The following is a 24,347-nucleotide window of genomic DNA, read 5'->3' as shown; positions in this document are numbered from 1 at the left end:
CGCTCCACCCTGAGCTAAATCCCCACAGGCCCTAGGAAAAGCCCCTCCCGCTTGCGGGAGGGGTTTGGGGAGGGCATGTTGTGGTTCCGCTGCGAACATCTCCTCCCTTTCGCGGGCAGGCGGCGTGCCCAAAGTTTGGCTTGGGGGCGCTTAACCAATTCGCCCTGTCGCTGCGGGGGGCGGCTGTGCCAAAGGCGGCGCCATGAACATGCCGTCGCTCACCCATCTGCAACGCCTTGAGGCCGAGGCGATCCACATCATGCGCGAAGTCGTGGCCGAGGCGCAGGCGCCGGTCATGCTCTATTCGGTGGGCAAGGACAGCGCGGTCATGCTGCACCTCGCGCGCAAGGCGTTCTATCCCTCGCCGCCGCCGTTCCCGCTGTTGCACGTGGACACCACGTGGAAATTCAAGGCGATGTACGAGCTGCGCGATCGCATGGCGCGCGAAAGCGGCATGGAACTGCTGGTCTACCAAAACCCCGAAGCCAAGGCGCGCGGGATCAATCCGTTCGATCATGGCGCGCTTCACACCGATATGTGGAAGACCGAAGGGCTCAAGCAGGCGCTCGATCTCCATGGCTTCGACGCGGCCTTTGGCGGCGCGCGGCGCGACGAGGAAAAGAGCCGCGCCAAGGAACGCATCTTCTCGTTCCGCACGGCCAGCCACGGCTGGGACCCCAAGAACCAGCGGCCAGAGCTGTGGAACCTTTATAACGCCCGCAAGAACAAGGGCGAGAGCATCCGCGTGTTTCCGATCAGCAACTGGACCGAGCTGGATATCTGGCAGTATATCCACTTGAACGACGTGCCGATCGTGCCGCTCTATTTTGCTGACGAACGCCCCACGGTGGAGCGCGATGGCATGCTGTTGATGGTGGACGACGATCGCTTTCCGTTGCGGCCGGGTGAAGAGCCGGTGATGCGCTCGATCCGCTTCCGCACGCTGGGCTGCTATCCCCTGACGGGCGCGGTGGAGAGCACGGCCAAGACCTTGCCCGAAGTGATCCAGGAAACCCTGCTGACCACCACCAGCGAGCGCCAGGGCCGCGCCATCGACAAGGATGCCGGCGGCGCCGGCATGGAAGTGAAGAAGCAGCAGGGGTATTTCTGATGCCGGAAACGATCACCGACGTGGCCGACGTCATCTACAAGACCGATGCCCTGATCGCGCAGGATATCGACGCCTATCTGGAAACCCACCAGCACAAGACCATGCTGCGCTTCATCACCTGCGGGTCGGTGGACGATGGCAAGTCCACGCTGATCGGGCGGCTGCTCTATGATTCCAAGATGATCTTCGAGGATCAGCTGGCCGCGCTGGAAAGCGACAGCAAGAAGCAGGGCACCCAAGGCCAGGCGATCGATTTCGCGCTGCTGGTCGATGGCCTGGCGGCCGAACGCGAGCAGGGCATCACGATCGACGTGGCCTATCGCTTCTTCAACACCGAAAAGCGCAAGTTCATCGTGGCCGATTGCCCCGGCCATGAACAGTATACCCGCAACATGGTCACCGGCGCGTCCACCGCCGATCTGGCCGTGATCCTGATCGATGCGCGCAAGGGCGTGCTGGTGCAGACGCGGCGGCATTCCTACCTCTGCCACCTGCTGGGCATTCGCAACATCGTGCTGGCGGTCAACAAGATGGACCTGGTCGATTACAGCCAGGCCCGCTTTGACGAGATCGTGGCCGATTACCGCGCCTTTGCCACCAGCATCGGCATCGACACGTTCACCGCGCTGCCGATCTCGGGCTTTGCCGGCGACAACGTGACCGCGCCATCGGCCAACACGCCGTGGTACACCGGGCCCTCGCTGATTGCGCACCTGGAAACCGTGCCGGTGCGCGGGGCCGACGATCTGGCCCGTCCGTTCCGCATGCCTGTGCAATGGGTCAACCGCCCGAACCTGGATTTCCGGGGCTTTTCCGGCCTGATCGCCAGCGGCAGCGTCAAGCCGGGTGATGCCGTGCGCGTGCTGCCCTCGGGCAAGACCAGCACGGTCACCCGGATCGTGACGCTGGAAGGCGATCTGGACCAGGCGCTGGCGGGGCAGGCGATCACGCTGTGCCTGGCCGACGAGATCGACTGCTCGCGCGGGGACGTGCTCGCCCTGGCCGACGCTCCGCCCGAAGTGGCCGACCAGTTCCAGGCCACGCTGGTGTGGATGGCCGACGAGGCGTTGACGCCGGGCCGCGCCTATTGGCTCAAGCTTGGCACGCAAACCGTTTCGGCCACCGTGCGCACGCCCGAATATGTGGTGAACGTCAACACCATGGAGCATCTGGCGGCCAAGACGCTGGAACTCAACGCCATCGGCGTGGCCGAAGTGGTGACCGACAAGCCGCTGGTGTTCGAGCCCTATACGGAAAGCCGCACATTGGGCGGCTTCATCCTGATCGACAAGATCAGCAATGCCACCGTTGGCGCCGGCATGCTGGAATTCAGCCTGCGCCGCGCGCAGAACGTGCACTGGCAGGCGCTGGACGTGACGCGCAAGGCCCATGCCGCGCTCAAAATGCAGCAGCCGGCCGTGCTGTGGTTCACCGGGCTGTCCGGCTCGGGCAAGTCGACCATCGCCAACCTTGTGGAAAAGAAGCTGCACGCGCTGGGCAAGCACACGTTCCTGCTGGACGGCGACAACGTGCGCCATGGCCTCAACAAGGACCTGGGCTTTACCGACGCCGACCGGATCGAGAACATCCGCCGCGTGGGCGAAGTGGCCAAGCTGATGACCGACGCCGGCCTGATCGTGCTGACTGCGTTCATCAGCCCGTTCCGTGCGGAGCGCGAGCTGGTGCGCAGCCTGCTGCCCGAAGGCGAATTCATCGAAGTGTTCATCGACACCCCATTGGAAGACGCCGAAAAGCGCGACGTGAAGGGCCTTTATAAAAAGGCGCGCAGCGGCCAGCTCCAGAACTTCACCGGGATCGACAGCCCGTACGAGCGCCCCGAAAACCCCGAAATCCGGGTGGACACGCGCCGCGAAAGCCCCGAAGACGCCGCCGAGCGGATTGTCGAGCGGGTGATCGGCGCGTGGATGCCGGTGATCTGATCGGACAGGCAGGGGGCAAGCGATGGACGATCTGGCGCTGGCGCGGCATCTGGCCGCAGGGGCGGGGCGCATCCTGATGGATTTGCGTGCCGCCGGCACGCACGAGGGCAAGGCGCTGGGGGCGCAAGGTGACGTTCTCGCCAATGCGTTCCTCATGGCCGAAGTGGCGGCGCACCGTCCCGATGATGGCGTGCTGAGCGAGGAAACCGCCGACACACCCGCGCGGCTGGCCAAGGACCGGGTGTGGATCATCGATCCGCTTGATGGCACGCGCGAATATGGCGAAGGCCGCAGCGACTGGGCCGTGCACGTGGGCCTGGCCGTGGACGGCAAGGCCGTGCTCGGCGCCGTGGCGCTGCCGGGGGAAGACCTGGTGCTCGACAGCGCCGGCATTGCGCCACTGCCGCCCATGGCGCCCACGCCGCGGCTCCTGGTCAGCCGCTCGCGCCCCGCGCACGAGGCGGTGGAAGTGGCCAAGGCGATCGGTGGCGAATTGCTGCCGATGGGCAGCGCCGGGGCCAAGGCGATGGCCGTGGTGCGCGGTCAGGCCGAGATCTACCTCCATTCGGGCGGGCAATACGAATGGGACAATTGCGCGCCGGTGGCCGTGGCGGCCGGCGCCGGCCTGCATGTCTCGCGCATCGATGGTTCGCCCCTGGTCTACAACAACCGCAACACCTGGCTGCCCGATTTGTTGATCTGCCGCCGCGAATGGTCCGAACGGGTGCTTGAGGAAGTGGCCCGGATCGGCGATTGACGCAGCGCAGCGAAATTCTGATCCCCCATTCTTTGCTTGCCCCGAGGACACCATGATCGATCCCAAGCATTTCCGCACCGTTCTTGGCGCCTATCCCACGGGTGTCTGCGTCATCACGTCGGTTGACGAGGCCGGCTTGCGCACCGGGCTGGTGGTGGGTTCGTTCACCTCGATCTCGCTCGATCCACCGCTTGTCGGCTTTTTCCCCGACAAGCGCTCGGGTTCGTGGCCGCGCATTGCCGCCACCGGGCGGTTCTGCGTCAACGTGCTGGGCGCCGACCAGCTGGACCTGTGCCGCCGCTTTGCCAGCCGCGCCGATGACAAGTTTGCCGAACTGGCCCATGGCCACAGCCCGGCGGGCCTGCCGCGGCTCGACAACGCACTGGCCTGGATCGATTGCCGGATCGAACGGGTTGATGACATCGGCGATCACTGGCTGGTGGTGGGCGCGGTGGAAGCGCTGGATTCGCGCCAGGAAGGAACGCCGCTGCTGTTCTTCCGCGGGCAGTATCACGATGCCGTGGAAATCGCGCAAGGGGTGTGAAAACCGCTGCAACGGTGCTGGCCCTGCGCCAAATTGCACCATTCCTGCTGTAATTGCCGATCGATTGACACCGATCAAAGCCGCGTCGCCGGGCTGGGGGTAAAGCGGAAATCGCCGAAGGGAACAGGTCTTTCCAACCCGGACAGTCTGTTCGTTTCGCGTGATTTCTCCCCAACTCGGGCGGCATGCCTGGCAGGCCGCCCCCCTTTTTGCTGGGTGGGGTGATCATACTTTGGTCTGATAAGGCCCTGTCTTGTCGTTGTCTTTCACGGCGCAAGATGGTAATTGGGGCCATGTCTTCTTGCGAAACCTGCGTCGTCCGCAACCGCGCCATCTGCGCCGGCCTCGACAATCAGGAGATCAACGCGCTCAACGCGATCGGACGCCGCCGCAACGTTTCGGCCGGGGAACCGCTGATCTGGGAAGACGATGACTCGCTGCTCGTCGCCAACGTGATCGAGGGCGTGCTCAAGCTGACCACCAGCACCGAAGACGGCCGCGAACAGATCGTGGGCGTGGCTTATCCGTCCGATTTCATCGGCCGCCCGTTTGGCCAGACCAGCAAGGCCAGTGTCGTCGCGCTGACCGATGCCCGCGTCTGCGTGTTCTCGCGCAACGATTTCGATCGCTTTGCCCGCAGCCATCCGGGCCTGGAGCACAAGCTGCTGGAACGCACGCTGGCCGAACTGGACCGCACGCGTTCGTGGATGATGCTGCTGGGCCGCAAGACCGCGCCCGAAAAGATCGCCACATTCCTGCTCGAAATGTCGGAGCGCCTGGCCGAAACCGGCTGCACCCCGATCACGCGCGGCCCGGCCACGCGCTTCACCCTGCCGTTCTCGCGCCAGCAGGTGGCCGATGTGCTGGGCCTGACGATCGAGACCGTCAGCCGCCAGTTCACCAAGCTCAAGAACGAAGGCGTGATCGACCTGCCCGCGCGGCGTGACGTGGAAATCCTCGACCGGCCTTCGCTGGTTTCGCTGGCGGGGTAAGCGCGGCGGGCGCGGGCTTCGACAAGCGCAGCCCGAACGCGGTTTCAGCAGAATTTTCGGATGAGCGTTCGCCCTGAGCTCGTCGAAGGGCGGTTGGCCTATGCGCCATTGCGCAAGGCCTTGCACCACCGCGCCTGAGGGAAGGCGTGTTGCACCAAAACCCAATCCGCAAACGAAAACGGGCGGGCCGACGCCAGGGGATCCCAGACCCTGGATCGACCCGCCCGCGGCCCTGCATACGACGGATATGCAGGGCTATCGGTGCGCCGTGATCAGAAGCGGTAGGCGACGCCCGCGCTCAGGACCCAAGGGTCCATGCGATGGCGCGTGGTCAGCGCTTCGGTACCGTTGGCGGTGTAGAAATGCGCGGTCGTGCTGATCCAGTACTTCTTGGCATCGAGCGTGAGGCCAAGGCCGGTCTTCGTGATCGGAATGTCGATCCCGCCCTGAACCACGACGCCGGCGTCGTTATCCAGCTTCACCCGCTTGGCGCCCAGGGTCTGCGCGGTCGCACCGGCGCGCTCGTCGATATAGAAGAACCACGCGCCGCCCGCGCCCACATAGGGCTTGATGCCGCCGGGCAGGGTGAAGTGGTACTTCGCCGTGACCGTGGCGGGCAGGATCAGCGCATGATCGACCAGCGCCGCGCCCTGGAGCGCGCCGGCGCCCGAGACGTGGTGCGCGGTAAAGCAGCAGATCGTTTCCACCGACACGTTGGGCAGCGCGAAATATTCGATCGCCAGCGTGGGGGTGAAGCTGTTGTTGCTGGCATCGGTCTGCGATCCGGTGGGCAGGCCGATCAGGTCCTTGCGAACCGCGGTGATCTTGCCATCGGCCAGAACCGACGTGGCCAGCAACTTGACCTGCCACTTGCCCGCCGGCGCTTCATCGGCCGCGATTGCGGGAGAAGCGAAGGCCAGCGCCAGGGCGGCGGCACCAAGAGCTTTGCCAAGAACCTTTTTCATCACACGTTTCCTAATTGCTGGCGGACTGAGTTACCGCGGACTGGGCCACTGCGGGCTGCGCCGCAGGCGGCCTGCCCCTCGCAGGCTCCGTTCCCTCTGGCGTGGCACGGTCAATGGCGGGGATCTCGATTCGCTACATTGACGCAACGCAAAAATGGCAGGGTGCTGAACAAATCGTTCACCGCAGGGGTTATTTGACTCGTATCAATGTGATGGGTGGGCAAAGGTTGCAGGGGCAGAATCTGTAGTTGGGCATGGAAGGGAAGGGTCCATGGAACAGGTTCTGATGCGCGCCGGCCTATGGTTTGGTGCGCTTGTCCTGGCGGTGGTCGCCTGTGCTCTGGCAGTGGACCAGGGTTTTGCGATTCACATGGCGATCTTCGGGATCGCCGCCGCCATCGCGCTGTGGGTGACTATCAGCGGTAAGAGCGTCGACAATGCGGTGCGGGGCGTGCTGCGCATGCCCGATCCGGGCCGCTATGACGACGATGTGATTCGCTGGGGCGTTATCGCCACGGTTTTCTGGGGTATCGCCGGGTTCGCCGCCGGCTTGTGGATTGCGCTGGAGCTGACCTGGCCCCAGCTCAACCTGGGACTGGAGTGGATCAACTTCGGCCGCCTGCGTCCGCTCCACACCTCGGCGGTCATTTTCGCTTTCGGGGGCAATGCGCTGATCGCCACGTCGTTCTACGTCGTGCAGCGCACCTGCCGGGCGAGGCTGGCCTTCCCCGGCCTCGCCCGTTTCGTGTTCTGGGGATACCAGCTGTTCATCGTCATCGCGGCGACCGGCTATCTCCTGGGCATTACCCAGGGCAAGGAATATGCCGAACCGGAATGGTACACCGACTTGTGGCTGACCATCGTGTGGGTGGCCTATCTGGCGGTGTTCGTCGGCACGATCGTGAAGCGCAGCGAGCCGCACATCTATGTGGCCAACTGGTTCTATCTCTCGTTCATCCTGACTGTGGCGATGCTGCACATCGTCAACAACCTCAACATTCCGGTCAGCCTGTTCGGTTCGCGCTCTTATCCCATCTTTGCCGGCGTGCAGGGCGCGCTGGTGGAATGGTGGTATGGCCACAACGCTGTGGGCTTTTTCCTGACCGCCGGCTTCCTTGGCATGATGTATTACTTCGTGCCCAAGCAGGCCGAACGCCCGGTCTATTCCTATCGCCTGTCGATCATCCACTTCTGGGCGCTGATCTTCCTCTATATCTGGGCCGGCCCGCACCACCTGCACTATACCGCGCTGCCCGATTGGGCGCAGACGCTGGGCATGGTGTTCTCGGTCATGCTCTGGATGCCCAGCTGGGGCGGCATGATCAACGGGTTGATGACGCTGAACGGCGCGTGGGACAAGATCCGCACCGATCCGATCATGCGCATGCTGGTGATGAGCCTGGCGTTCTATGGCATGAGCACGTTCGAAGGCCCGATGATGAGCGTGAAGAGCGTCAATTCGCTCTCGCACTATACCGACTGGACCATCGGCCACGTGCACTCGGGCGCGCTCGGCTGGAACGGCATGGTGACGTTCGGGGCGCTCTATTACCTGGTGCCGCGCCTGTGGAACCGTGAACGGCTCTATTCGCTGCGCATGGTCAACTGGCACTTCTGGTGCGCCACGCTGGGTATCGTGTTCTATGCCGCCTCGATGTGGGTGGCGGGCATCACCCAGGGGCTGATGTGGCGCGAATATGGGCCCGACGGCTATCTGGTAAACAGCTTTGCCGAAACCGTGGCCGCGCTGCACCCGATGTATGCCCTGCGTGCCTTTGGCGGGCTGCTCTACCTTTCGGGTGCGGTGATCATGGTGATCAACATCACCAAGACCATCCTGGGCCAGTACCGCAACGAAGCGCCGATGCACGATGCCGCGTTCGATCCCGAAAAGGATCGTCCGATCGTCGCCCAGCCTGCCTGATAAGGAAACCCGAACAATGTCCAGCATTGTTGAGCGTCACAAGACGCTGGAGCGCAATGTCACCCTGCTGGCAGTCCTTGCCTTTGCTGCGGTGACGATTGGCGGGATCGTGGAAATCGCCCCGCTGTTCTGGATCGACAACACCATCGAGAAGGTGGAGGGGATGCGCCCCTACACCCCGCTCGAACAGGCCGGGCGCGACATCTATGTGCGCGAAGGCTGCTATGTCTGCCACAGCCAGATGATCCGTCCGTTCCGCGACGAGACCGAACGCTATGGCCACTACAGCCTGGCGGCGGAATCGATGTACGATCACCCGTTCCAGTGGGGATCGAAGCGCACCGGGCCGGACCTCGCCCGCGTGGGCGGCAAGTATTCGGATGAATGGCATGTCCAGCATCTGAAAGACCCGCGCTCGGTCGTGCCGGAGTCGATCATGCCCACGTACCAGTTCCTGGCGGAGCGTCCGCTCAACCAGGGGAACATGACGGCCGAGCTGCAAACGCTCTACACAACCGGGGTTCCTTACACGAAGGACCAGATCGCCCAGGCCAACGATGACTTGAAGGCCCAGGCAGACCCCGAAAACGCCACCGAATTCAAGACGCGCTGGCCCAAGGCCCAGGTTCGCGATTTCGATGGCGATCCCAAGAAGCTGACCGAGATGGATGCGCTGGTCGCCTATCTCCAGATGCTGGGCACGCTGGTGGATGTGAATGCGCCTGCCGCCCAGGAAGACCTGGCCAAGGAGAAGGGGCGATGAGCACGTACGACGTCTTGCGCCACTTTGCCGATAGCTGGGCGCTGGTGGTGATGGGCGCGATTTTCCTGGCCCTGTGCATCTGGCCGTTCCGCAGCGGGGGCAAGTCCTCGGGCGCGGAAGCCGCCAACTCGATCTTCACGGAGGATCACGATGGCTGACAAGCGCATCGACGAGCCCACCGGCGTTGAAACCGTCGGACACGAATGGGATGGAATCGAAGAACTCAACACCCCGCTGCCGCGCTGGTGGCTGTGGACCTTCTATGCCACGATCGTGTTCGCGGTCGGCTACGTGGTGGTCTATCCCGCCATTCCGGGGCGCCATGCGGCAACGGCCGGCACCGCCGGCTGGACCAGCCGTGGCGCGCTGGCCAAGGATCTGAAAGCGGCCGATGCGGCCCGCGCCCAGACCCGCGCCGCCATTGCCGCGACGCCGGTGGAAAAGCTGGCCGACAATCCGCAACTGCTGCGCGCCGCGATCGAAGGGGGGGCTGCCGCGTTCAAGCAGAACTGCGTGCAGTGCCACGGGTCTGGCGCCGCCGGGTCCAAGGGCTATCCCAACCTCAACGACGACGACTGGCTGTGGGGCGGTGACATCGCCACCATTCACCAGACGCTGGAACACGGCATCCGCTATCCCGGTGACGAGCAGACCCGCTCCAGCCAGATGCCTGCGTTTGGCCGCGATGGTATCCTCACACCCGCGCAAGTGCAGGACGTGGTCAGCCATGTGCGCGTGATCAGCGGGCAGGAAAAGGCCAGTGCCTCTTCCACCCGTGGCGCGCAGGTCTTTGCCGACAATTGCAGCGTCTGCCACGGCGCCAATGGCGAAGGCAACCGCACCGTCGGCGCGCCGCGCCTCAACGACAAGATCTGGCTCTATGGCGGGGACCGCGCCACGCTGACCGAGACCGTCACTTATGCCCGCCAGGGCGTGATGCCGGCCTGGGGCCAGCGCCTCGATCCGGTCACGGTCAAGATGCTGGCGGCCTATGTCCACTCGCGCGGGGGCGGTGAAGCGCTGCCCGCCGCGCCGGCCGCTGCCGCGCCAGCGCCAGTGCCGGCAACAAGGTAAGCTGCCATGCCCGCCGATCCCAGGCTCAAGCTCGTGGCATCCACCCCCGCACCGCAAGGCGGGGGTGGCCAGCCACCCGCACCACACGAACCGGCGCTCTATGCCCGCCGCGAACCCGTTTGCCCCAGCAAGATCGACGGGCGGTTCCGGCGCTTCAAATGGGCGATCATGGCGTTTTGCCTCGCGGTCTATTGGGGCACGCCGTGGCTGCGCTGGGATCGCGGGCCGTGGGCGCCGCATCAGGCGGTGCTGATCGATCTGGCCCATCGCCGGTTCTACATGTTCGGCATCGAAATCTGGCCGCACGAGTTCTATTTCGTGGCGGGCCTGCTGATCATGGCCGGGGTTGGCCTGTTTCTGGTGACCTCGGCGGTGGGCCGGGCCTGGTGCGGCTATGCCTGCCCGCAGACGGTGTGGACCGATCTGTTCCAGCATGTCGACCGGCTGATCGATGGCGATCGCAATGCCCAGCTGGCTCTGGACCGCGCGCCTTGGGGCGCGCGCAAGACCGCCAAGCGGCTGGCCAAGTGGGCGGTGTTCCTGGGTATCAGTTTTGCCACGGGTGGCGCGTGGATTTTCTATTTCGCCGATGCGCCCACGCTCCAGCGTGAATTCTGGACCGGTGCAGCGCCCGGCGTGGCCTATGCCTGTGTGGCCGTGCTCACCTTCACCACGTTCTGGCTGGGCGGTTTCATGCGCGAGCAGGTCTGCGTCTATATGTGCCCCTGGCCGCGCATCCAGTCGGCCATGCTCGATGAAAAGTCGCTGATCGTCACCTACAAGGACTGGCGTGGGGAGCCGCGTGGCTCGCTCAAGCAGGCCAAGCGCCTGCCCGGCGCCATTGGGGATTGCATCGACTGCAAGCAGTGCGTCGCGGTGTGCCCCACCGGGATCGACATCCGCGAAGGCGCGCAGATCGGCTGCATCACCTGTGGCCTGTGCATCGACGCCTGCGACCGCGTGATGGGGCAAGTGGGCCGCGACCGTGGCCTGATCGATTATTGCACGCTCGACGATGCCGAGGTGGAGCGCAAGGGCGGCGCGCCCAAGCCGCTGATCAAGGCGATCTTCCGCCCGCGCACGCTGGTCTATCTGGGCATGTGGAGCGCGATCGGCGCCGCGCTGCTGTTCATGCTGGGTGAACGCACCCGGCTCGATCTGTCGGTGGCGCGCGATCGCAATCCCGAATTCGTGCAGCTTTCCAACGGCGCGGTGCGCGATGGCTTCACCATCAAGCTGCGCAACATGGAAGACCGCCCGCGCGAAACCGTGCTTTCGCTCGAAGGGTTGCCCGATGGGGCGATCTATACCGACGAGATGGACGCATCGGCGGCCAAGCCCGCGCTGCGCTTTACCGTGCCGGCCGATACCACGCAGCGTTTGCGCGTCTATGCCGTGGTGCCGGGCCATGCCGCCCGGCCGCAGCCCTTTGCCTTTCACCTGGCCGCCGCGGCGCGCCCTGGCGAGAAGCCGGCGGAAGACCGCGTGAAGACCGAATTTTCCGCGCCAGCCGCGCCATAGAAGGATCACGCCGATGACCCAGCATCGCCCTGCACGTCCGTTCACCGGCCGCCACATGGCCGCCATCCTGATCAGCTTCTTTGGCGTGGTCATTGCCGTCAACGTGGTGATGGCGCGGCTGGCCACGTCGACCTTTGGCGGGGTGGTGGTGGAAAATTCCTATGTCGCCAGCCAGAACTTCAACCGTTGGCTGAGCGAGGCGCGCACCGAGCGCGCGCTGGGCTGGGCAGGGGCGGTGGCGCGGGGCAGCGACGGCGCCCTGGCCGTGACACTGAACGATGCCCAAGGCCGCGCGCTTTCCGGCGCACAAGTGACCGCCGTGGCCGAGCACCCGCTGGGCCTGCGCGACGACCTTGCCCTGACACTGCACGAAACGGCGCCGGGCCAGTATCGCGCCGCGCTGCCGGCGGGCCGCTGGCGGATCAAGCTGCGGGTGGCGCGGCACGGCGCCACCTGGCGCATGATGGGGGATGTGGGATGAGCCAGGCCGCACAAACTCTTGCGCGCCCGGCAGCGAAAGTGCCGCTGCACACCGCGCTCAATGTTCCGGCCATGCATTGCGCCGGCTGCATGGGCAAAGTGGAACGCGCGCTGGCCGCCGTGCCCGGCGTTGCCCATGCCCGCGCCAACCTGACCGCGCGCAGCGTGAGCGTCGATCATGATGACAGCGTGGCCGTGCCCGATCTGGTGGCGGCGCTGGCGGGGGCAGGCTTTGCCGCGCAGCCGCGCGAAACCGTGCTGGAGCAGGCGCCATCGGCGGTGCGCCCGCTGTTGGCGCCGCTGGCCGTGGCGGCCTTTGCCTGCATGAACGTCATGCTGCTGTCGGTCAGCGTCTGGTCCGGCGCGGATGGCACCACGCGCGATCTGTTCCACTGGCTTTCCGCGCTGATCGGCGTGCCGGCCATCGCCTATGCCGGGCGGCCGTTCTTCACCTCTGCCTGGGGCGCGCTCAAGCATGGGCGCACCAACATGGACGTGCCGATTTCCATCGGCGTGACCCTGGCGACCGGTCTGTCGTTCTATGAAACGCTCACCCACGGGGCAGAGGCGTGGTTCGACGGCACGCTGATGCTGCTGCTGTTCCTGCTGGCGGGCCGTGCGCTCGATGCGATGATGCGTGATCGCGCCCGCGCCGGGGTGGACGCGCTGTTGCGCCAGGCCGCACCGGGCGCGCTGGTGGTGGCCGCCGATGGCACCACCACCTGGCGCGCGGTGGCAGACCTGGCACCAGGCATGATGATGCGCGTGGCCGCGGGCGAACGCCTGGCCGCCGATGGCGTGGTGCGGCGCGGGGCCAGCCGGCTCGACCGTTCGCTGCTGACCGGCGAAACCGCCGCCGTGCCCGCCAAGGTCGGTGACCTGGTGCTGGCCGGCACGCTCAACGAGGAAGCCCCGCTCGACGTGGAAGTGCGCGCCATTGGCGAGGATACGGCCCTGGCCGAGATCGCGCGCCTGATGGAGGCGGCGGGGCAATCGCGCTCGCGCTATGTGCGGATCGCCGATCGTGCCTCGCGGCTCTATGCCCCGGCGGTGCACAGCCTGGCTGCGCTCACCTTTGCCGGCTGGATGCTGGCCGGGGTGGGGCTCTATCATGCGCTGGTGATCGCCATTGCCGTGCTGATCATCACTTGCCCTTGCGCGCTCGGGCTGGCGGTGCCGGTGGCGCAAGTGGTGGCGGCGGGCGCCCTGATGAAGCGTGGGGTGCTGATCAAGGATGGTTCCGCGCTGGAACGGCTGGCTGAGGTTGACCGCATGCTGATCGACAAGACCGGCACGCTCACGCTGGGCCGCCCGGTGCCCGATCCCGCCGCGCTCGATGCGCTGACGGGCGATGAAGCCGGCGTGGCCCTGGCGCTGGCCAGCCACAGCCGCCATCCGCTCTCGCTCGGCTTGGCCGAGGCATTGGCCGCGCGCGGCGTGAAAGCGTTGCCGCTTGACGCGGTGGAGGAAGTGCCGGGACGCGGGGTGATCGCGTTGTGGCGCGAAATTCCGGTGTCGCTGGGCCGTCCGTCTTCGCCCACCGGCGGCATGGCGGCGGCCCTGGCGGTGGGGGCCGATCCGGTGCGGCTGATCGGCTTTGCCGATGCCTTGCGGCCCGATGCCCTGCGCGCATTGGCGGCGCTGCGCGGGCAGGGGCTGGAAGCCTCGATCCTGTCGGGCGACAATGTTGAGGCCGTCGCCCAAGTGGCGCGGCAGACCGGATTGACCGCGCAGGCCAGCGCCTCGCCACAAGACAAGCACGATGCGATCGGGCGCCTGGCGGCCGGTGGGCGGCGCGTGCTGATGGTGGGGGACGGGCTCAACGATGGGCCGGCGCTCGCCGCCGCGCACGCTTCGATCGCGCCGGGCAGCGCCAGCGACGTGGGGCGCCAGGCGGCAGACGTGGTGTTCACCACGCCTTCGCTCATGGCCCTGCCGTTCGCCGTGCGCATGGCGCGGGCGACGATGCGCGTGGTGCGGCAGAACTTCACGCTGGCGATCGCCTACAACCTGCTGGCGGTGCCGCTGGCCATGGCGGGCCTTGTCACGCCGCTGATCGCGGCCGTGGCGATGTCCACCTCTTCGCTGATCGTCGTGGCCAATTCGCTGCGGCTTTCCTGGATGGGGGGGAAGGGGGCATGACCTCGATCGCGGTGCTCATCCCCATTGCGCTGGGCATGGGGTTGATCGGGCTCTGCGCCTTTTTCTGGGCGCTGCGCCGGGGGCAGTTCGTGGATCTGGATGGCGCCGCCGCGCGTATCCTGATCGACGAGACGGACGACGTGCCATGACGCGCCAGGGCCGCCTGCGGCTGGTGGCGCTGTGTTCGGCGGCCGCAGTGCTTCGTCTGTCGCTGCCCGCGCCGGCGGTGGCGGCCGTTGGTGGCGCGGCGCTTGCGGTGCCGATCTGCGGGGAAGCGGGCCATGTCCTGCTGATCCGCATTCCCGGCCATACGCCGCAGCGCAAGCCGTCGGGCGATGGCACCGCGCCGTGCTGCGCGATTTGCCATAGCGCAATGCGCAAGCGCGCCGGAGAGCCTAGCTGCTGTGGCGAGGAGGACGACGACGATGTCGCTTGAAGCAGGCCCAGCTGCCCAACTGAACACCGCCGCCACGATGATCACGGCGGCGCCCCCGCCCGGATCGGGCGAACGCTTTGCCGATTGGACGTGGTATCCCGAACTGCTGGCGCGGCCGGTGCCGCGCTATACCAGCTATCCGACGGCGGCGGAATTTGCCGATGCCGATCTGGCTGATGCGCAGCGCGATGCGCTGGCCGCGTTGAAAGGCCCGGTCTCGCTCTATCTGCATATCCCCTATTGCCAGGAGATCTGCTGGTATTGCGGTTGCAACACCGGGGCGGCCAACCGCAGCCAGCGCCTGGCCGGCTATCTCGCGGCCTTGCATCGGGAGATTGAACTGGTGGCCCAGGTCATCGGGCCGCAGGCGCGGATCACCCGCATCGCGTTTGGCGGGGGCAGCCCCAATGCCATTTCGCCCACCGATTTCGTGCGGCTGATCGATACGCTCACGCTCAATTTCCGCCTGGCGCGGCCGGTGATCTCGCTCGAACTCGATCCGCGCAGCCTGGTGCCGCAGTGGTTCACCGCGATTGCCGGCATCGGCGTGATCAAGGCCAGCCTGGGCGTGCAGACATTCGATCCGCGCGTGCAGGCCGCCATCGGCCGGGTGCAGCCGCAGGATGATATCGCCCGTGCGATGGAGGGTTTGCGCCGGGCGGGCGTGGATTCGATCAATTTCGACCTGATGTATGGCTTGCCCCATCAGGACGAGGCGGTGCTGGACCAAACGCTGGACACCGCGATGGCCATGGCGCCCGATCGCGTGGCGCTGTTCGGCTATGCCCATGTGCCCCACGTGGTGCCGCGCCAACGGCGGATCGACGTGGGCGCGCTGCCGGGGCAGCGCACCCGCTTTGCCATGGCGGCGCAAGGATCGGCGCGGCTGCGCGGGGCGGGCTATGAGGCGATCGGCTTCGATCACTTTGCCTTGCCTGGCGATGACCTGGCCAAGGCGCGCCACAACGGCACGCTGCGGCGCAATTTCCAGGGCTTTACCGATGATACCGCCGGTGCGCTGATCGGGCTGGGCGCGTCGTCGGTGGGCATGTTCCCTGGCCTGCTGGTGCAGAACGAGAAGAACGCGGGCCGCTATCGCCAGAGGGTGGAAGGCGGGCAGATGGCCGGTACGCGCGGCCTGGTGCAAAGTGCCGATGACTGCCGCCGCGCCGCCCTGATCGAAACGCTGCTTTGCCAGGAAGCGGTGGACCTGCCCGATGACCTGCTGGAGGATGCGCGCGAGGGACTGGCCCCGTTCGTTGCGCGCGGCCTGGCCCGAATCGAAGGGCAGCGGCTGGTGCTGGCTCCGCACAGCGCGCCCTATCACCGCTCGATCGCGGTGCTGTTCGACGCCTATCGCGGCGGCGGGCACCAGTTCAGTTCGGCCGTTTGATGCGGATTTCCCACGGTTTGAGGAAATAGCTATGCACCGGTCCTGTTAGCGGGTGCACAACCGCGCGCTGAAAGGCTAGGCTTTTCTCCTGCCAAATGCGGGGAGAGTTCATGAAGCCGATCGAAGCCATCATGCGCACGGCGCCTGTCATTCCGGTGCTGGTGATCGATGATGTGGCCCATGCCCTGCCGGTGGCGCGCGCCCTGGTGGCCGGTGGCCTGCGTGTTCTGGAAGTGACGCTGCGCACGCCTGCCGCCCTGGAAGCGATCACTGCGATGAAGAGCGTCGAAGGCGCCATCGTGGGTGCCGGCACGGTGACCAATCCGGGCGAATTGAAAGCCGCGATCGACGCCGGCGCCGAATTCATCGTTTCGCCCGGCCTGACCGATCGCCTGGGCCAGGCCGCCGTTGATTCGGGTATTCCGTTCCTGCCCGGCACCGCCAGCGCGGCCGATATCATGCGCGGGCTCGATCTGGGGCTCACCCACTTCAAGTTCTTCCCCGCCTCCACTTCGGGCGGGTTGCCCGCGCTCAAGGCGCTGGCCGCGCCGTTCTATCAGGCGCGGTTCTGCCCCACCGGCGGGATCACCCCGGCCAGCGCGCCGGAATGGCTGGCATTCGACCGCGTGTTGTGCGTGGGTGGCAGCTGGGTCGTGCCCAAGGGCGTGCCCGACGAGGCAGAGATCGAACGCCTCGCGCGCGAAGCCTCGGCCCTTTCCAAGGGCTGAGGGGCCAGCACGCGGGTGGCAGGCCAAGGCAAGGTTCGCTCGATACGTAAGCCAGCAGGGGGGAAACGGCAGATGAAGACCGTCGCAAAGCTCAGGGACCGTTTGCGCAAGCTGCACGAGCGCACCGCCGAAACGCCGCTGTTCAATCCCGTTTTCCAGCTGAGCCACGATCTCTCGCGCGAGCTGGAAACCGGCGCTCTTTCGCTCGATGACATGGAAGGCCTGGTCGCCGAGCTGGAATGCGAGGCGCTGCAAAACCGCGCGGGGCGCTTGGCGCGCCTGATCGCGCCGACCGACCCTGACGAGAACCTGGCGCGCGTGGCAGCCCTTCTGGACGAGGAAGACGGCTTCAGCCAGTTCCGCGCCCGCTGGGAAAAGCCGCTGCTGCACGCGGTGTTCACCGCGCACCCCACGTTCCTGCTCAATCCCGCGCAGGCCGATGCCGTTGCCACCGCCGCGCTGGACGAAGATCCGCTGGCCTCCACGGTGTGCGCCCTGCCGGCGAATGGCCCCAAGATCACGCTGGAATTCGAACACCTTGAGGTGTGCAACGCGATCGAGCGTGCCGGCCATGCGCGCGATCGCATCAATGCCACGCTGCTGGCCCACGCCCGCCAGCGCTGGCCGGGCCGCTGGCTCGATTTCCGCCCGCTGCCGTTCCGCTTTGCCACCTGGGTCGGCTATGACATGGATGGTCGCACCGACATCGGCTGGCACACCTCCATCGCGTTTCGCCTGCGCGAAAAGGCGCGGCGCCTGCGCACCTACGCCAGTGGCCTTGCCAGCCTGGCGCCCGATCACGCACTGCTCGCCACGCTCGAAGCGGCGCAAGCCCATGCCTCGGAAATGGCGGAGCTGTTTTCACGCCCGCTCGATACGCCCGAGGGGCTTGCCGCCGCCGCCAACCGCATGACCGCAGACGATCCGGCCAAGCTGCTGACCCTGGCGCCGATCATCGCCACGCTCGAAGCCGATGCCGCCGCTGCCGAAGATGGCGACGTGGCGGTGGGCCTGGCCACGCTGGCGGGCGCCATGCGCGCCGATGGCCTGGGCATGGGCTGGATCCATTTCCGCGTCAATTCCTCGCAGCTTCACAACGCCTTGCGCCGCCGGATCGACCCCGAGGGCACGCTCGACATTGCCAGCAAGAGCGCGATTTCGCGGCTGCGCGAGCTGCTGGCCGAAGTGAAGCCGCTGCGCGTCAACTTTGCCGCGCTGGCGATCGAGACCAGCACCGCGATCCGCCAGTTTCTGGCCATGGCGCAGATCCTGCACCACATCGATGCCGATGCGCCGATCCGCATGCTGATCGCCGAATGCGAACAGCCGCAGACGGTGTTGGCCGCGCTTTATTTCGCCAAGCTGTTCGGCATCGAGGACAAGGTGGACGTTTCGCCCTTGTTCGAAACCGAAACCGCGCTGGAACACGGTGGCCGCTTCCTGGAAGCCTTGCTGGCCGAGGAAGCCTATCGCGACTATGTGCGCAAGCGCGGGCGGGTCTCGATCCAGACCGGCTTTTCCGATGCCGGCCGCTTTATCGGCCAATTGCCCGCCGCCCTTGCCATCGAGCGCCTGCAAGGCCGCCTGGCCGAGGCGATGACCAACAATGGCCTGGCCGACGTGGCCGCGCTGGTGTTCGACACGCACGGGGAATCGATGGGCCGCGGTGCGCACCCGGCCGGTTTTGCCGATCGCCTGACCTGGCCATTGAGCCGCTGGGCACGCCGCCGCTTCGCCAAGGCCGGCATCGCGCTGGAGGCCGAAGCCAGCTTCCAGGGCGGCGATGGCTATCTCTTCTTCCGCAACGACGAACTGGCGCTGGCCACGCTTTCGCGCATTGCCGAGGCGGAAGTGGCCTTTACCGCGCCTGCCGAACGCGATCCGTTCTACGCGCGCACCGATCTCAGCCTCGATTTCTATCGCGCCATCCGCCGTGTGCAGCGTGATCATCTGAAAAGCGCGACGTATGCCCGCGCGGTCACCGCGTTCGGCCTCGGCATGCTGACCGCCACGGGCAGCCGCGTCTCGCGCCGCCAGTCCGACATTTCGGCCGACCGCTCGATGAGCTTGCGCCAGATCCGCGCGATCCCGCACAACGCCATCCTCCAGCAGATCGGCTATCCGGTGAACGTGATCGCCGGGGCGGGCACCGCTGCGGGTGACGAGATGGAGGCAATTGCCGAACTGCTCGGCCAGTCGGAACGCGGCAACCAGTTGGTGCGCCTGCTGCGCGCGGCCAATGGCCTCGCCTCGATCAAGACCGTGGCCGCCTATGGCGAGCTGTTCAATTCGGCCTATTGGGCCAGCCGGCCTTATCGCGGCACCGAAACCGCGCTGGAATCGGCCTGCATGGCGCTGGCCGAATACCTCACCAAGGACGACCGCTCGGGCGTGTTCCGCCGCCTCACTTCGCGCCTGCGGGTGGACTGGATGAAGCTGCACCGCCTGCTGGCGCTGGTGCCCGGCCTGCCTTCGGGCCGCGATCCGGTGGTCGATGCCGAACGGCGCAATATCGGCTTGCTCCAGGCCGTGCGCCTGTCGCTGCTGATGCACATGTTCCTGCGCGCGGTGCAGGTGCCGCCGTTCTCGCGCTCCAACGACGTGAGCCGGGACGACGTGCTGGAAATGGTGCTGTCGCTGCGGGTTGACGATGCCCTGGCGCAATTGCGCCGCGCCTATCCGGTGGCCATGCCGCACGTGGGCGATTTCAGCGTGGATGAAGCCAGCGATTTCCCCGATCACGAAGGCGAAGACTATGGCGCGATCCGCGCCCGCTTCATCGACCCGATCGAGCGCGCCCATGCCTTGAACCTGCGTGTGGCCGTGGCCGTGGCGAACTACTTCGGCGCCCACGGCTGACGGTTGCGGGCGGGGGGCTTCGACTGGCTCAGCACGAACGGTGATGGCGATACTCTCCCCTGCTCCTTAGCGGAAGGGCCGGGACGCGGTGTGAACCCTTGCGCCACGCATTCCCACGCCCCACCCAATCCCCATTGCCAGCCCCGCACCAGACGATAGGATGATGTCCTAGGGTGGAGAGGAAGTCTTCTGAAAGGCCGGGGGCGCTCTGATGCTGGCGGCCCCGCATGGCACCGCGCCGGGGGGCGCGGCTTTCAGGGGGGCGGCATGGACAAGTTCGATCTTATCGTCATTGGGTCCGGCCCGGCCGGGCGGCGCGCGGCGGTGCAGGCGGCCAAGCTGGGGCGCAGCGTGCTGGTGGTGGAAGGCCGCCGCCGGGTGGGCGGGGTTTCGGTGCACACCGGCACGATCCCCTCCAAGACCCTGCGCGAAACCGCGCTCAATCTGTCTGGTTGGCGCGAGCGCGGGTTCTATGGCCATTCCTATCGCGTGAAGCAGGATATCGGCGGCGAAGACCTGAATATCCGCCTGGCCAAGACCCTGGAACACGAAGTGACGGTGCTGGAGCACCAGTTCCACCGCAACAAGATCCGCACCATGGTCGGCGCCGGGCGTTTCGTCGGTCCCCACGAGATCTGCGTGCGCCGGACCGATGGCAGCGACGTGGTGGTGAGTGCCGAGCGCATCCTGATCTGCGTGGGCACCGTCCCGCATCACCCGGACAACGTGCCGTTCGACGGGGTGAGCGTGGTGGACAGCGACGCCATGGTGGAAGTGCCGCGCGTGCCGCGCAGCCTTTGCGTGATCGGTGCGGGGGTGATCGGCATCGAATATGCCACGATCTTTTCCGCGCTCGATGTGCCGGTTACCGTGATCGAACCGCGCGAGACGATCCTCGATTTCGTGGATCGCGAGATCATCGACGAATTCATCCACGACTTGCGCGACCGGGGCATGTCGATCCGCCTGGGCGTGGGGGTGGAGAAAGTGGAACGTGGGCCCGATGGCTGGGTGACGACGACGCTGGCCGACGGACGCACCGTGCGCACCGAAATGCTGCTCCACGCAGCCGGGCGCAGCGGCGCGACGGCCGACCTGGGGCTGGAACATTGTGGCCTTGCCACCGACAGCCGGGGCCGCATCACGGTGGACCCCAAGACATTCCAGACCGCCGTTCCGCACATCTATGCCGCCGGTGACGTGATCGGTTTTCCCAGCCTCGCCTCCACCTCGATGGAGCAGGGGCGGATTGCCGCCTGCCACGCCTTTGGCCTGCCGCTGCCGCCCGCGCCGCAATACTTTCCCTATGGCATCTATGCCGTGCCGGAAATCTCCACCGTGGGGCTGAACGAGCAGGAACTGAAAAGCCGGGGCATCGCCTATGAAGTGGGCATCGCCCGCTTTCGCGAAACTTCCCGCGGGCACATCATGGGCTTGCATTCTGGCATGATGAAGATGCTGTTTTCGCTGAAAACCCGGCGCCTGTTGGGCGTCCACATCCTGGGCGAGGGGGCGACCGAGCTGATCCACATCGGCCAGGCGGTGCTCAACCTGAAGGGCACGCTCGACTATTTCATCGAGAACACGTTCAATTTCCCGACCCTGGCCGAAGCCTACAAGATCGCCGCGCTCGACGCGTGGAACCGCATGCCGAAATAGCGCGGTTCAGCCACGCGCGCCCTGGCCCAGGCGGCGGTGCCAGGCCATCGCCGCACTGCCCGCCAGGGTGCGCAGGGTGCCCAGCCCGGCGGCATGGGCCACTGCGCCGTTGGTGCGGTTGATCAAGCCGCCAAGATCGTGGAGCGCGGTTTCTGCCTCGATGCTGGCAAGGCCCGCCGCACGGCGCACCGCCTCGATCTCGGCAAAGGGCAGCGCGGCCTCCACCGCTTCGAAATAGGCACGGTTGGCGGCGATGCCTTCGGCAATGCGCCCCTGCAGCGATGCCCCGAAATCGGGCCACAGCGCCAGTACGGCGAGCAGCGCGGCCAGGCTGCCGATCACATTGTCCACCATGCGCGCGGCCACGATGCCCTCGCCGGGATGCAGCATGGCCGTGACGATCACGAACAGCATGGTCAGGAACACGACGAAGACGGTGTAGTTGACCGCGCGCAGGGCAATCGCCGCGCCGGCCAGCGCCGTGGCCAGCACGGCCAGGGTGATGGTGGCATCGCCTGCCAGCAGCAGCCCGAACGCCAGAATGCCGCCCAGCACGCTGCCCAGGATCCGCTCAAGACTGCGTGCCCAGGTAATCCGCACGCCGCCTTGCAGCACCACGACAACCGCCATTGCCGCCCAATAGGGATAGCCCAGGTCAAACGCGAGCGCGGCGGCATAGACCGCCACCAGGCCCGCCGTCTGTCGCAGGGCCTGCTGCACCGCGCTGCGCGACAGCGGCCGCAGGCGCAACGGCCCGCGCAACGCATCGCGCGCCGGATTGGCGCAAGGATTGGGCAGGGGGGCGGCAAGCGCTTGCGCCAGGGCCAAGGCGCAACCGGCGCACAGGTCTTCGTGCAGAGTGGGGACCAGCCGCCGCAGCCGGGTGACGGCCCAGGGCAGGGCGGACGGCTGGTCGGGGCAGTGCGCATTCGCACGATCGATCATCCAGGCCAGCAGAGCGGTGCGGCAGGCGCGCGCCACCGCCAGCCGCTCGTGCGCCGGGCCCACCCGTTCGATAAAGCCCTGGTCCAGCGCAATCAGCGCGCCGAACAGGGTTTCGGCCGTGGCCAAGGTGGCGTGATGCGCTTCCAGCATGCCGGCCTGCCCGGCATAGCGATCGAGCAGGCTGCGCAGGCGCTCGATGGCAAGGCGCACCGTGCGGCGGTGTTCAGCGTGCTCACTGTGCCAATATCCATCGCGGTGCGGCCCATCGCCCTGGGCAACCAGGCTTTCGGCCATGTCGAGCAGGCGCACGATCACCGCATCGCTGGCGCGCACCAGCGGCCGCGCGGCATCGATCGGCCAGAGCAGGGTGATCAGCAGATAGGCCCAGGCCGCGCCGCCCATGAACGCTGCGGCCTGCGCGGCGGCGAGAGACACCGGCTGCGGGAAGCCCACGGCGACTACGGCCACCACCCCCAAAAGCGTGCCCAGCAACCCGCCATAGGCAATCCGCGCGCTGGCCAGGACAGCCGCAAACACGGCGATCGGTCCAATCACCATGCCCGCCATCGGCCACAAGGCAGCCAGTGCGCTGCCGGCAAACGCGATCACCGTGCCCACGCCCATGAACAGCGCCAGGATGCGGCGCCGCACGGCATCGGGCGCCGGGGCATCGCACAGGCAGGTCCAGAAAGCGGCAAACACCGCCCAGCCCAGCACGGTGATGTCGCTGGCGAGGGCGAGCGCCAGCGGCGCACCCACGGCAAGGGCAGCGCGCAGCCCTTCGGCCTTGTCGAAATGTTCCGGCACCAGGCCGAACGAGCGCAGTTCGAGCCGGCGCGCCGCCCAGCGCACGATGCTGTCTGGGCGCCGCTTCACAGGGAGCGCAAGAGAAGGGCTGGCGGCGGGCAAGGCGTGCATGGCTGGCGCCGGCTCGTGCCGCCGCGCGTGCCGGGCGGCAATTGCATTTTTGCCCTGTGCAGTTGCGCGGACCTCACCGAACCAGCGTGCGGCCGTGCTTGATCGGGCGGGCCGGGGCGGTGAACACGGCGCCGGCCGAAAGGCGGCTGCCGCGCACCACCAGCAGGATGCGGTCTTCCGCTTCGATCCGCACGTCTTCGCCAGGATGCTGGATCTGCTGGCCATTGGCGCGGTCGATCTGCACGATGAAGAACGCGCCATTGCCGCGCCGCTCTGCCTCGCCCACACTGGCGCCGGTCAACGCACCCTTGGCCGGGCAGGTGACGACTTCCAGGTCGAGCCCGAAATCGTGCAGCTTGCGCTTCACTTCGCCCATCGGGCTGCTTTCGCCCACAGCCGCGCCGGTGGCGGGATAGAGGATCAGTTCGGTGATGCGCTCGGCGCCGATATGGGTGGGCAGCACGACCTTGTCGGCCCCGGCGTGGAACAGCTTGCTTTCGGTGGTGGGTGCCTCGCCGCGCGCGATGATCTCCACCTGGGGATTGAGGTTGCGCGCCGAAAGCGTGATGAACACGTTGGCGGCGTCATCGGGCAGCACCGTGGCCAGCACGCGTGCACGGGTGATGCCTGCCTCTTTCAGCGTCTCCTCGTGCGTCGCCTCGCCCACCAGGGTGAGGAAGCCATGGGCGCGGGCCTCCTCCGCCTTGGCCGGAGAGCGTTCCAGCACCAGGAACGGATGGCCCGCGTCGGCCAGGGCCTTGGCCAGTTGCACGCCGATGCGGCCATAGCCACAGATGATGGTGTGTCCGGTCAGGCGTTCGATTTCGGTTTGCATGCGATCAAGCCCCAACAGGCGGCGAAACTGGAACAGCGTGAACACCTGGACGAGCGCGCCGGTCAGCACGATCATGCCGGTGCAGCCCAGCACGATGGTCATGGTAGTCCACAGCCGCAGGAACGTGCCGTCGATCGGCCGCACTTCGCCATAGCCGACCGAGAAGATGGTGAGCAGCACCATGTAGGCCGCATCGCCCAGCGGCCACCCGGCGCGGACATAGCCCATGGTGGACACCGCAAACAGCGCCACGACATACAGCAGCGTGCCCGTCAGCAGGCGCAAGGGCGAACCCAGCACGCTGTTGGCGCCTTGCGAAAAGGCTGATTCGCTTCCCGGTCTCTGCTCGGCCATGGGTCCC

At 66.6% G+C, this 24,347-nt stretch carries 21 protein-coding genes; 18 read left to right on the top strand and 3 right to left on the bottom strand.

Annotated elements, in window-relative coordinates; translation table 11 throughout:
* Positions 1–208 precede the first annotated feature (208 nt).
* The 5 genes from cysD (at position 209) to FHT19_RS19075 (ending at position 5,344) form a co-directional block, all read left to right on the top strand.
* Complete coding sequence (cysD, locus tag FHT19_RS19095) at positions 209–1,111, top strand: sulfate adenylyltransferase subunit CysD (RefSeq protein ID WP_169476526.1); 903 nt, start codon at positions 209–211, stop codon at positions 1,109–1,111.
* Positions 1,111–3,051 carry a sulfate adenylyltransferase subunit CysN gene (gene cysN, locus FHT19_RS19090; protein ID WP_169476372.1) on the top strand — a complete coding sequence of 647 codons (1,941 nt, stop codon included), beginning with the start codon at positions 1,111–1,113 and terminating at the stop codon, positions 3,049–3,051. Before cysD ends, cysN begins: the two co-directional genes overlap by 1 nt.
* 22 nt (positions 3,052–3,073) lie before the next feature.
* A complete protein-coding gene (locus FHT19_RS19085) occupies positions 3,074–3,808 on the top strand; it encodes a 3'(2'),5'-bisphosphate nucleotidase CysQ (protein WP_169476371.1) in 735 nt (244 codons plus the stop codon).
* A 52-nt stretch (positions 3,809–3,860) separates the two neighbouring features.
* A complete protein-coding gene (locus tag FHT19_RS19080; RefSeq protein ID WP_168557640.1) occupies positions 3,861–4,352 on the top strand; it encodes a flavin reductase family protein in 492 nt (163 codons plus the stop codon).
* 293 nt (positions 4,353–4,645) lie between these two features.
* Complete coding sequence (locus tag FHT19_RS19075; RefSeq protein ID WP_168557641.1) at positions 4,646–5,344, top strand: Crp/Fnr family transcriptional regulator; 699 nt, start codon at positions 4,646–4,648, stop codon at positions 5,342–5,344.
* Positions 5,345–5,616: 272 nt separating this feature from the next.
* On the opposite strand, the gene FHT19_RS19070 is transcribed toward FHT19_RS19075, so the two are convergent.
* The gene (locus FHT19_RS19070) at positions 5,617–6,309 is read right to left on the bottom strand and encodes an OmpW family outer membrane protein (protein ID WP_169476370.1); all 693 of its coding nucleotides are present in this window, start codon (positions 6,307–6,309) and stop codon (positions 5,617–5,619) included.
* 271 nt (positions 6,310–6,580) lie between these two features.
* On the opposite strand from FHT19_RS19070, the gene ccoN reads away from it, so the two are divergent.
* The 13 genes from ccoN to sthA all read left to right on the top strand — a co-directional run bounded on the left by ccoN (position 6,581) and on the right by sthA (position 21,288).
* Complete coding sequence (gene ccoN / locus FHT19_RS19065; protein WP_169476369.1) at positions 6,581–8,233, top strand: cytochrome-c oxidase, cbb3-type subunit I; 1,653 nt, start codon at positions 6,581–6,583, stop codon at positions 8,231–8,233.
* A gap of 16 nt (positions 8,234–8,249) precedes the next feature.
* Positions 8,250–8,996: a cytochrome-c oxidase, cbb3-type subunit II gene (gene ccoO / locus FHT19_RS19060; RefSeq protein WP_169476368.1), complete on the top strand. Its 747-nt coding sequence runs from the start codon at positions 8,250–8,252 to the stop codon at positions 8,994–8,996.
* Positions 8,993–9,154, top strand: coding sequence for a cbb3-type cytochrome c oxidase subunit 3 (locus FHT19_RS19055; RefSeq protein WP_169476367.1), 162 nt, complete (start codon positions 8,993–8,995; stop codon positions 9,152–9,154). Before ccoO ends, FHT19_RS19055 begins: the two co-directional genes overlap by 4 nt.
* Entirely contained in the window at positions 9,147–10,070 is a 924-nt protein-coding gene (gene ccoP, locus FHT19_RS19050) for a cytochrome-c oxidase, cbb3-type subunit III (protein ID WP_169476366.1), read from the top strand. The genes FHT19_RS19055 and ccoP overlap by 8 nt, the downstream gene beginning before the upstream one ends.
* Before the next feature lie 6 nt (positions 10,071–10,076).
* The gene (gene ccoG / locus FHT19_RS19045; protein ID WP_169476365.1) at positions 10,077–11,591 is read left to right on the top strand and encodes a cytochrome c oxidase accessory protein CcoG; all 1,515 of its coding nucleotides are present in this window, start codon (positions 10,077–10,079) and stop codon (positions 11,589–11,591) included.
* Positions 11,592–11,604: 13 nt separating this feature from the next.
* Positions 11,605–12,072 carry a FixH family protein gene (locus FHT19_RS19040; protein ID WP_169476364.1) on the top strand — a complete coding sequence of 156 codons (468 nt, stop codon included), beginning with the start codon at positions 11,605–11,607 and terminating at the stop codon, positions 12,070–12,072.
* Positions 12,069–14,213, top strand: a complete 2,145-nt coding sequence (locus tag FHT19_RS19035) for a heavy metal translocating P-type ATPase (RefSeq protein WP_169476363.1) — start codon at positions 12,069–12,071, stop codon at positions 14,211–14,213. Before FHT19_RS19040 ends, FHT19_RS19035 begins: the two co-directional genes overlap by 4 nt.
* Positions 14,210–14,362 (top strand): cbb3-type cytochrome oxidase assembly protein CcoS, encoded by a 153-nt coding sequence (gene ccoS, locus FHT19_RS19030; RefSeq protein WP_168557650.1) that lies wholly within the window; start codon positions 14,210–14,212, stop codon positions 14,360–14,362. Before FHT19_RS19035 ends, ccoS begins: the two co-directional genes overlap by 4 nt.
* Positions 14,359–14,649, top strand: coding sequence for a hypothetical protein (locus tag FHT19_RS19025; protein WP_169476362.1), 291 nt, complete (start codon positions 14,359–14,361; stop codon positions 14,647–14,649). Before ccoS ends, FHT19_RS19025 begins: the two co-directional genes overlap by 4 nt.
* A 37-nt stretch (positions 14,650–14,686) precedes the next feature.
* Positions 14,687–16,042 carry an oxygen-independent coproporphyrinogen III oxidase gene (hemN, locus tag FHT19_RS19020; RefSeq protein ID WP_169476525.1) on the top strand — a complete coding sequence of 452 codons (1,356 nt, stop codon included), beginning with the start codon at positions 14,687–14,689 and terminating at the stop codon, positions 16,040–16,042.
* Positions 16,043–16,152: 110 nt separating this feature from the next.
* Positions 16,153–16,770, top strand: a complete 618-nt coding sequence (eda, locus tag FHT19_RS19015; protein WP_168557652.1) for a bifunctional 4-hydroxy-2-oxoglutarate aldolase/2-dehydro-3-deoxy-phosphogluconate aldolase — start codon at positions 16,153–16,155, stop codon at positions 16,768–16,770.
* 72 nt (positions 16,771–16,842) lie between these two features.
* The gene (locus FHT19_RS19010; RefSeq protein WP_169476361.1) at positions 16,843–19,629 is read left to right on the top strand and encodes a phosphoenolpyruvate carboxylase; all 2,787 of its coding nucleotides are present in this window, start codon (positions 16,843–16,845) and stop codon (positions 19,627–19,629) included.
* Between the two features lie 267 nt (positions 19,630–19,896).
* Positions 19,897–21,288, top strand: coding sequence for a Si-specific NAD(P)(+) transhydrogenase (gene sthA, locus FHT19_RS19005; protein ID WP_169476360.1), 1,392 nt, complete (start codon positions 19,897–19,899; stop codon positions 21,286–21,288).
* Between the two features lie 6 nt (positions 21,289–21,294).
* Here sthA and FHT19_RS24795 read toward each other — a convergent pair whose 3' ends face one another.
* Together FHT19_RS24795 and FHT19_RS18995 are read right to left on the bottom strand one after the other, a co-directional pair.
* Positions 21,295–23,109 carry an FUSC family protein gene (locus tag FHT19_RS24795; protein WP_211184967.1) on the bottom strand — a complete coding sequence of 605 codons (1,815 nt, stop codon included), beginning with the start codon at positions 23,107–23,109 and terminating at the stop codon, positions 21,295–21,297.
* A 115-nt stretch (positions 23,110–23,224) separates the two neighbouring features.
* Complete coding sequence (locus tag FHT19_RS18995) at positions 23,225–24,340, bottom strand: potassium channel protein (RefSeq protein WP_169476358.1); 1,116 nt, start codon at positions 24,338–24,340, stop codon at positions 23,225–23,227.
* Between the last annotated feature and the right edge of the window lie 7 nt (positions 24,341–24,347).

Source organism: Novosphingobium sp. SG919 (genome assembly GCF_012932495.1).
Lineage (GTDB): Bacteria > Pseudomonadota > Alphaproteobacteria > Sphingomonadales > Sphingomonadaceae > Novosphingobium > Novosphingobium rhizosphaerae.
The sequence above is the reverse complement of the archived record's forward strand: the minus strand, read 5'-3'. Positions and strand labels throughout refer to the sequence as shown.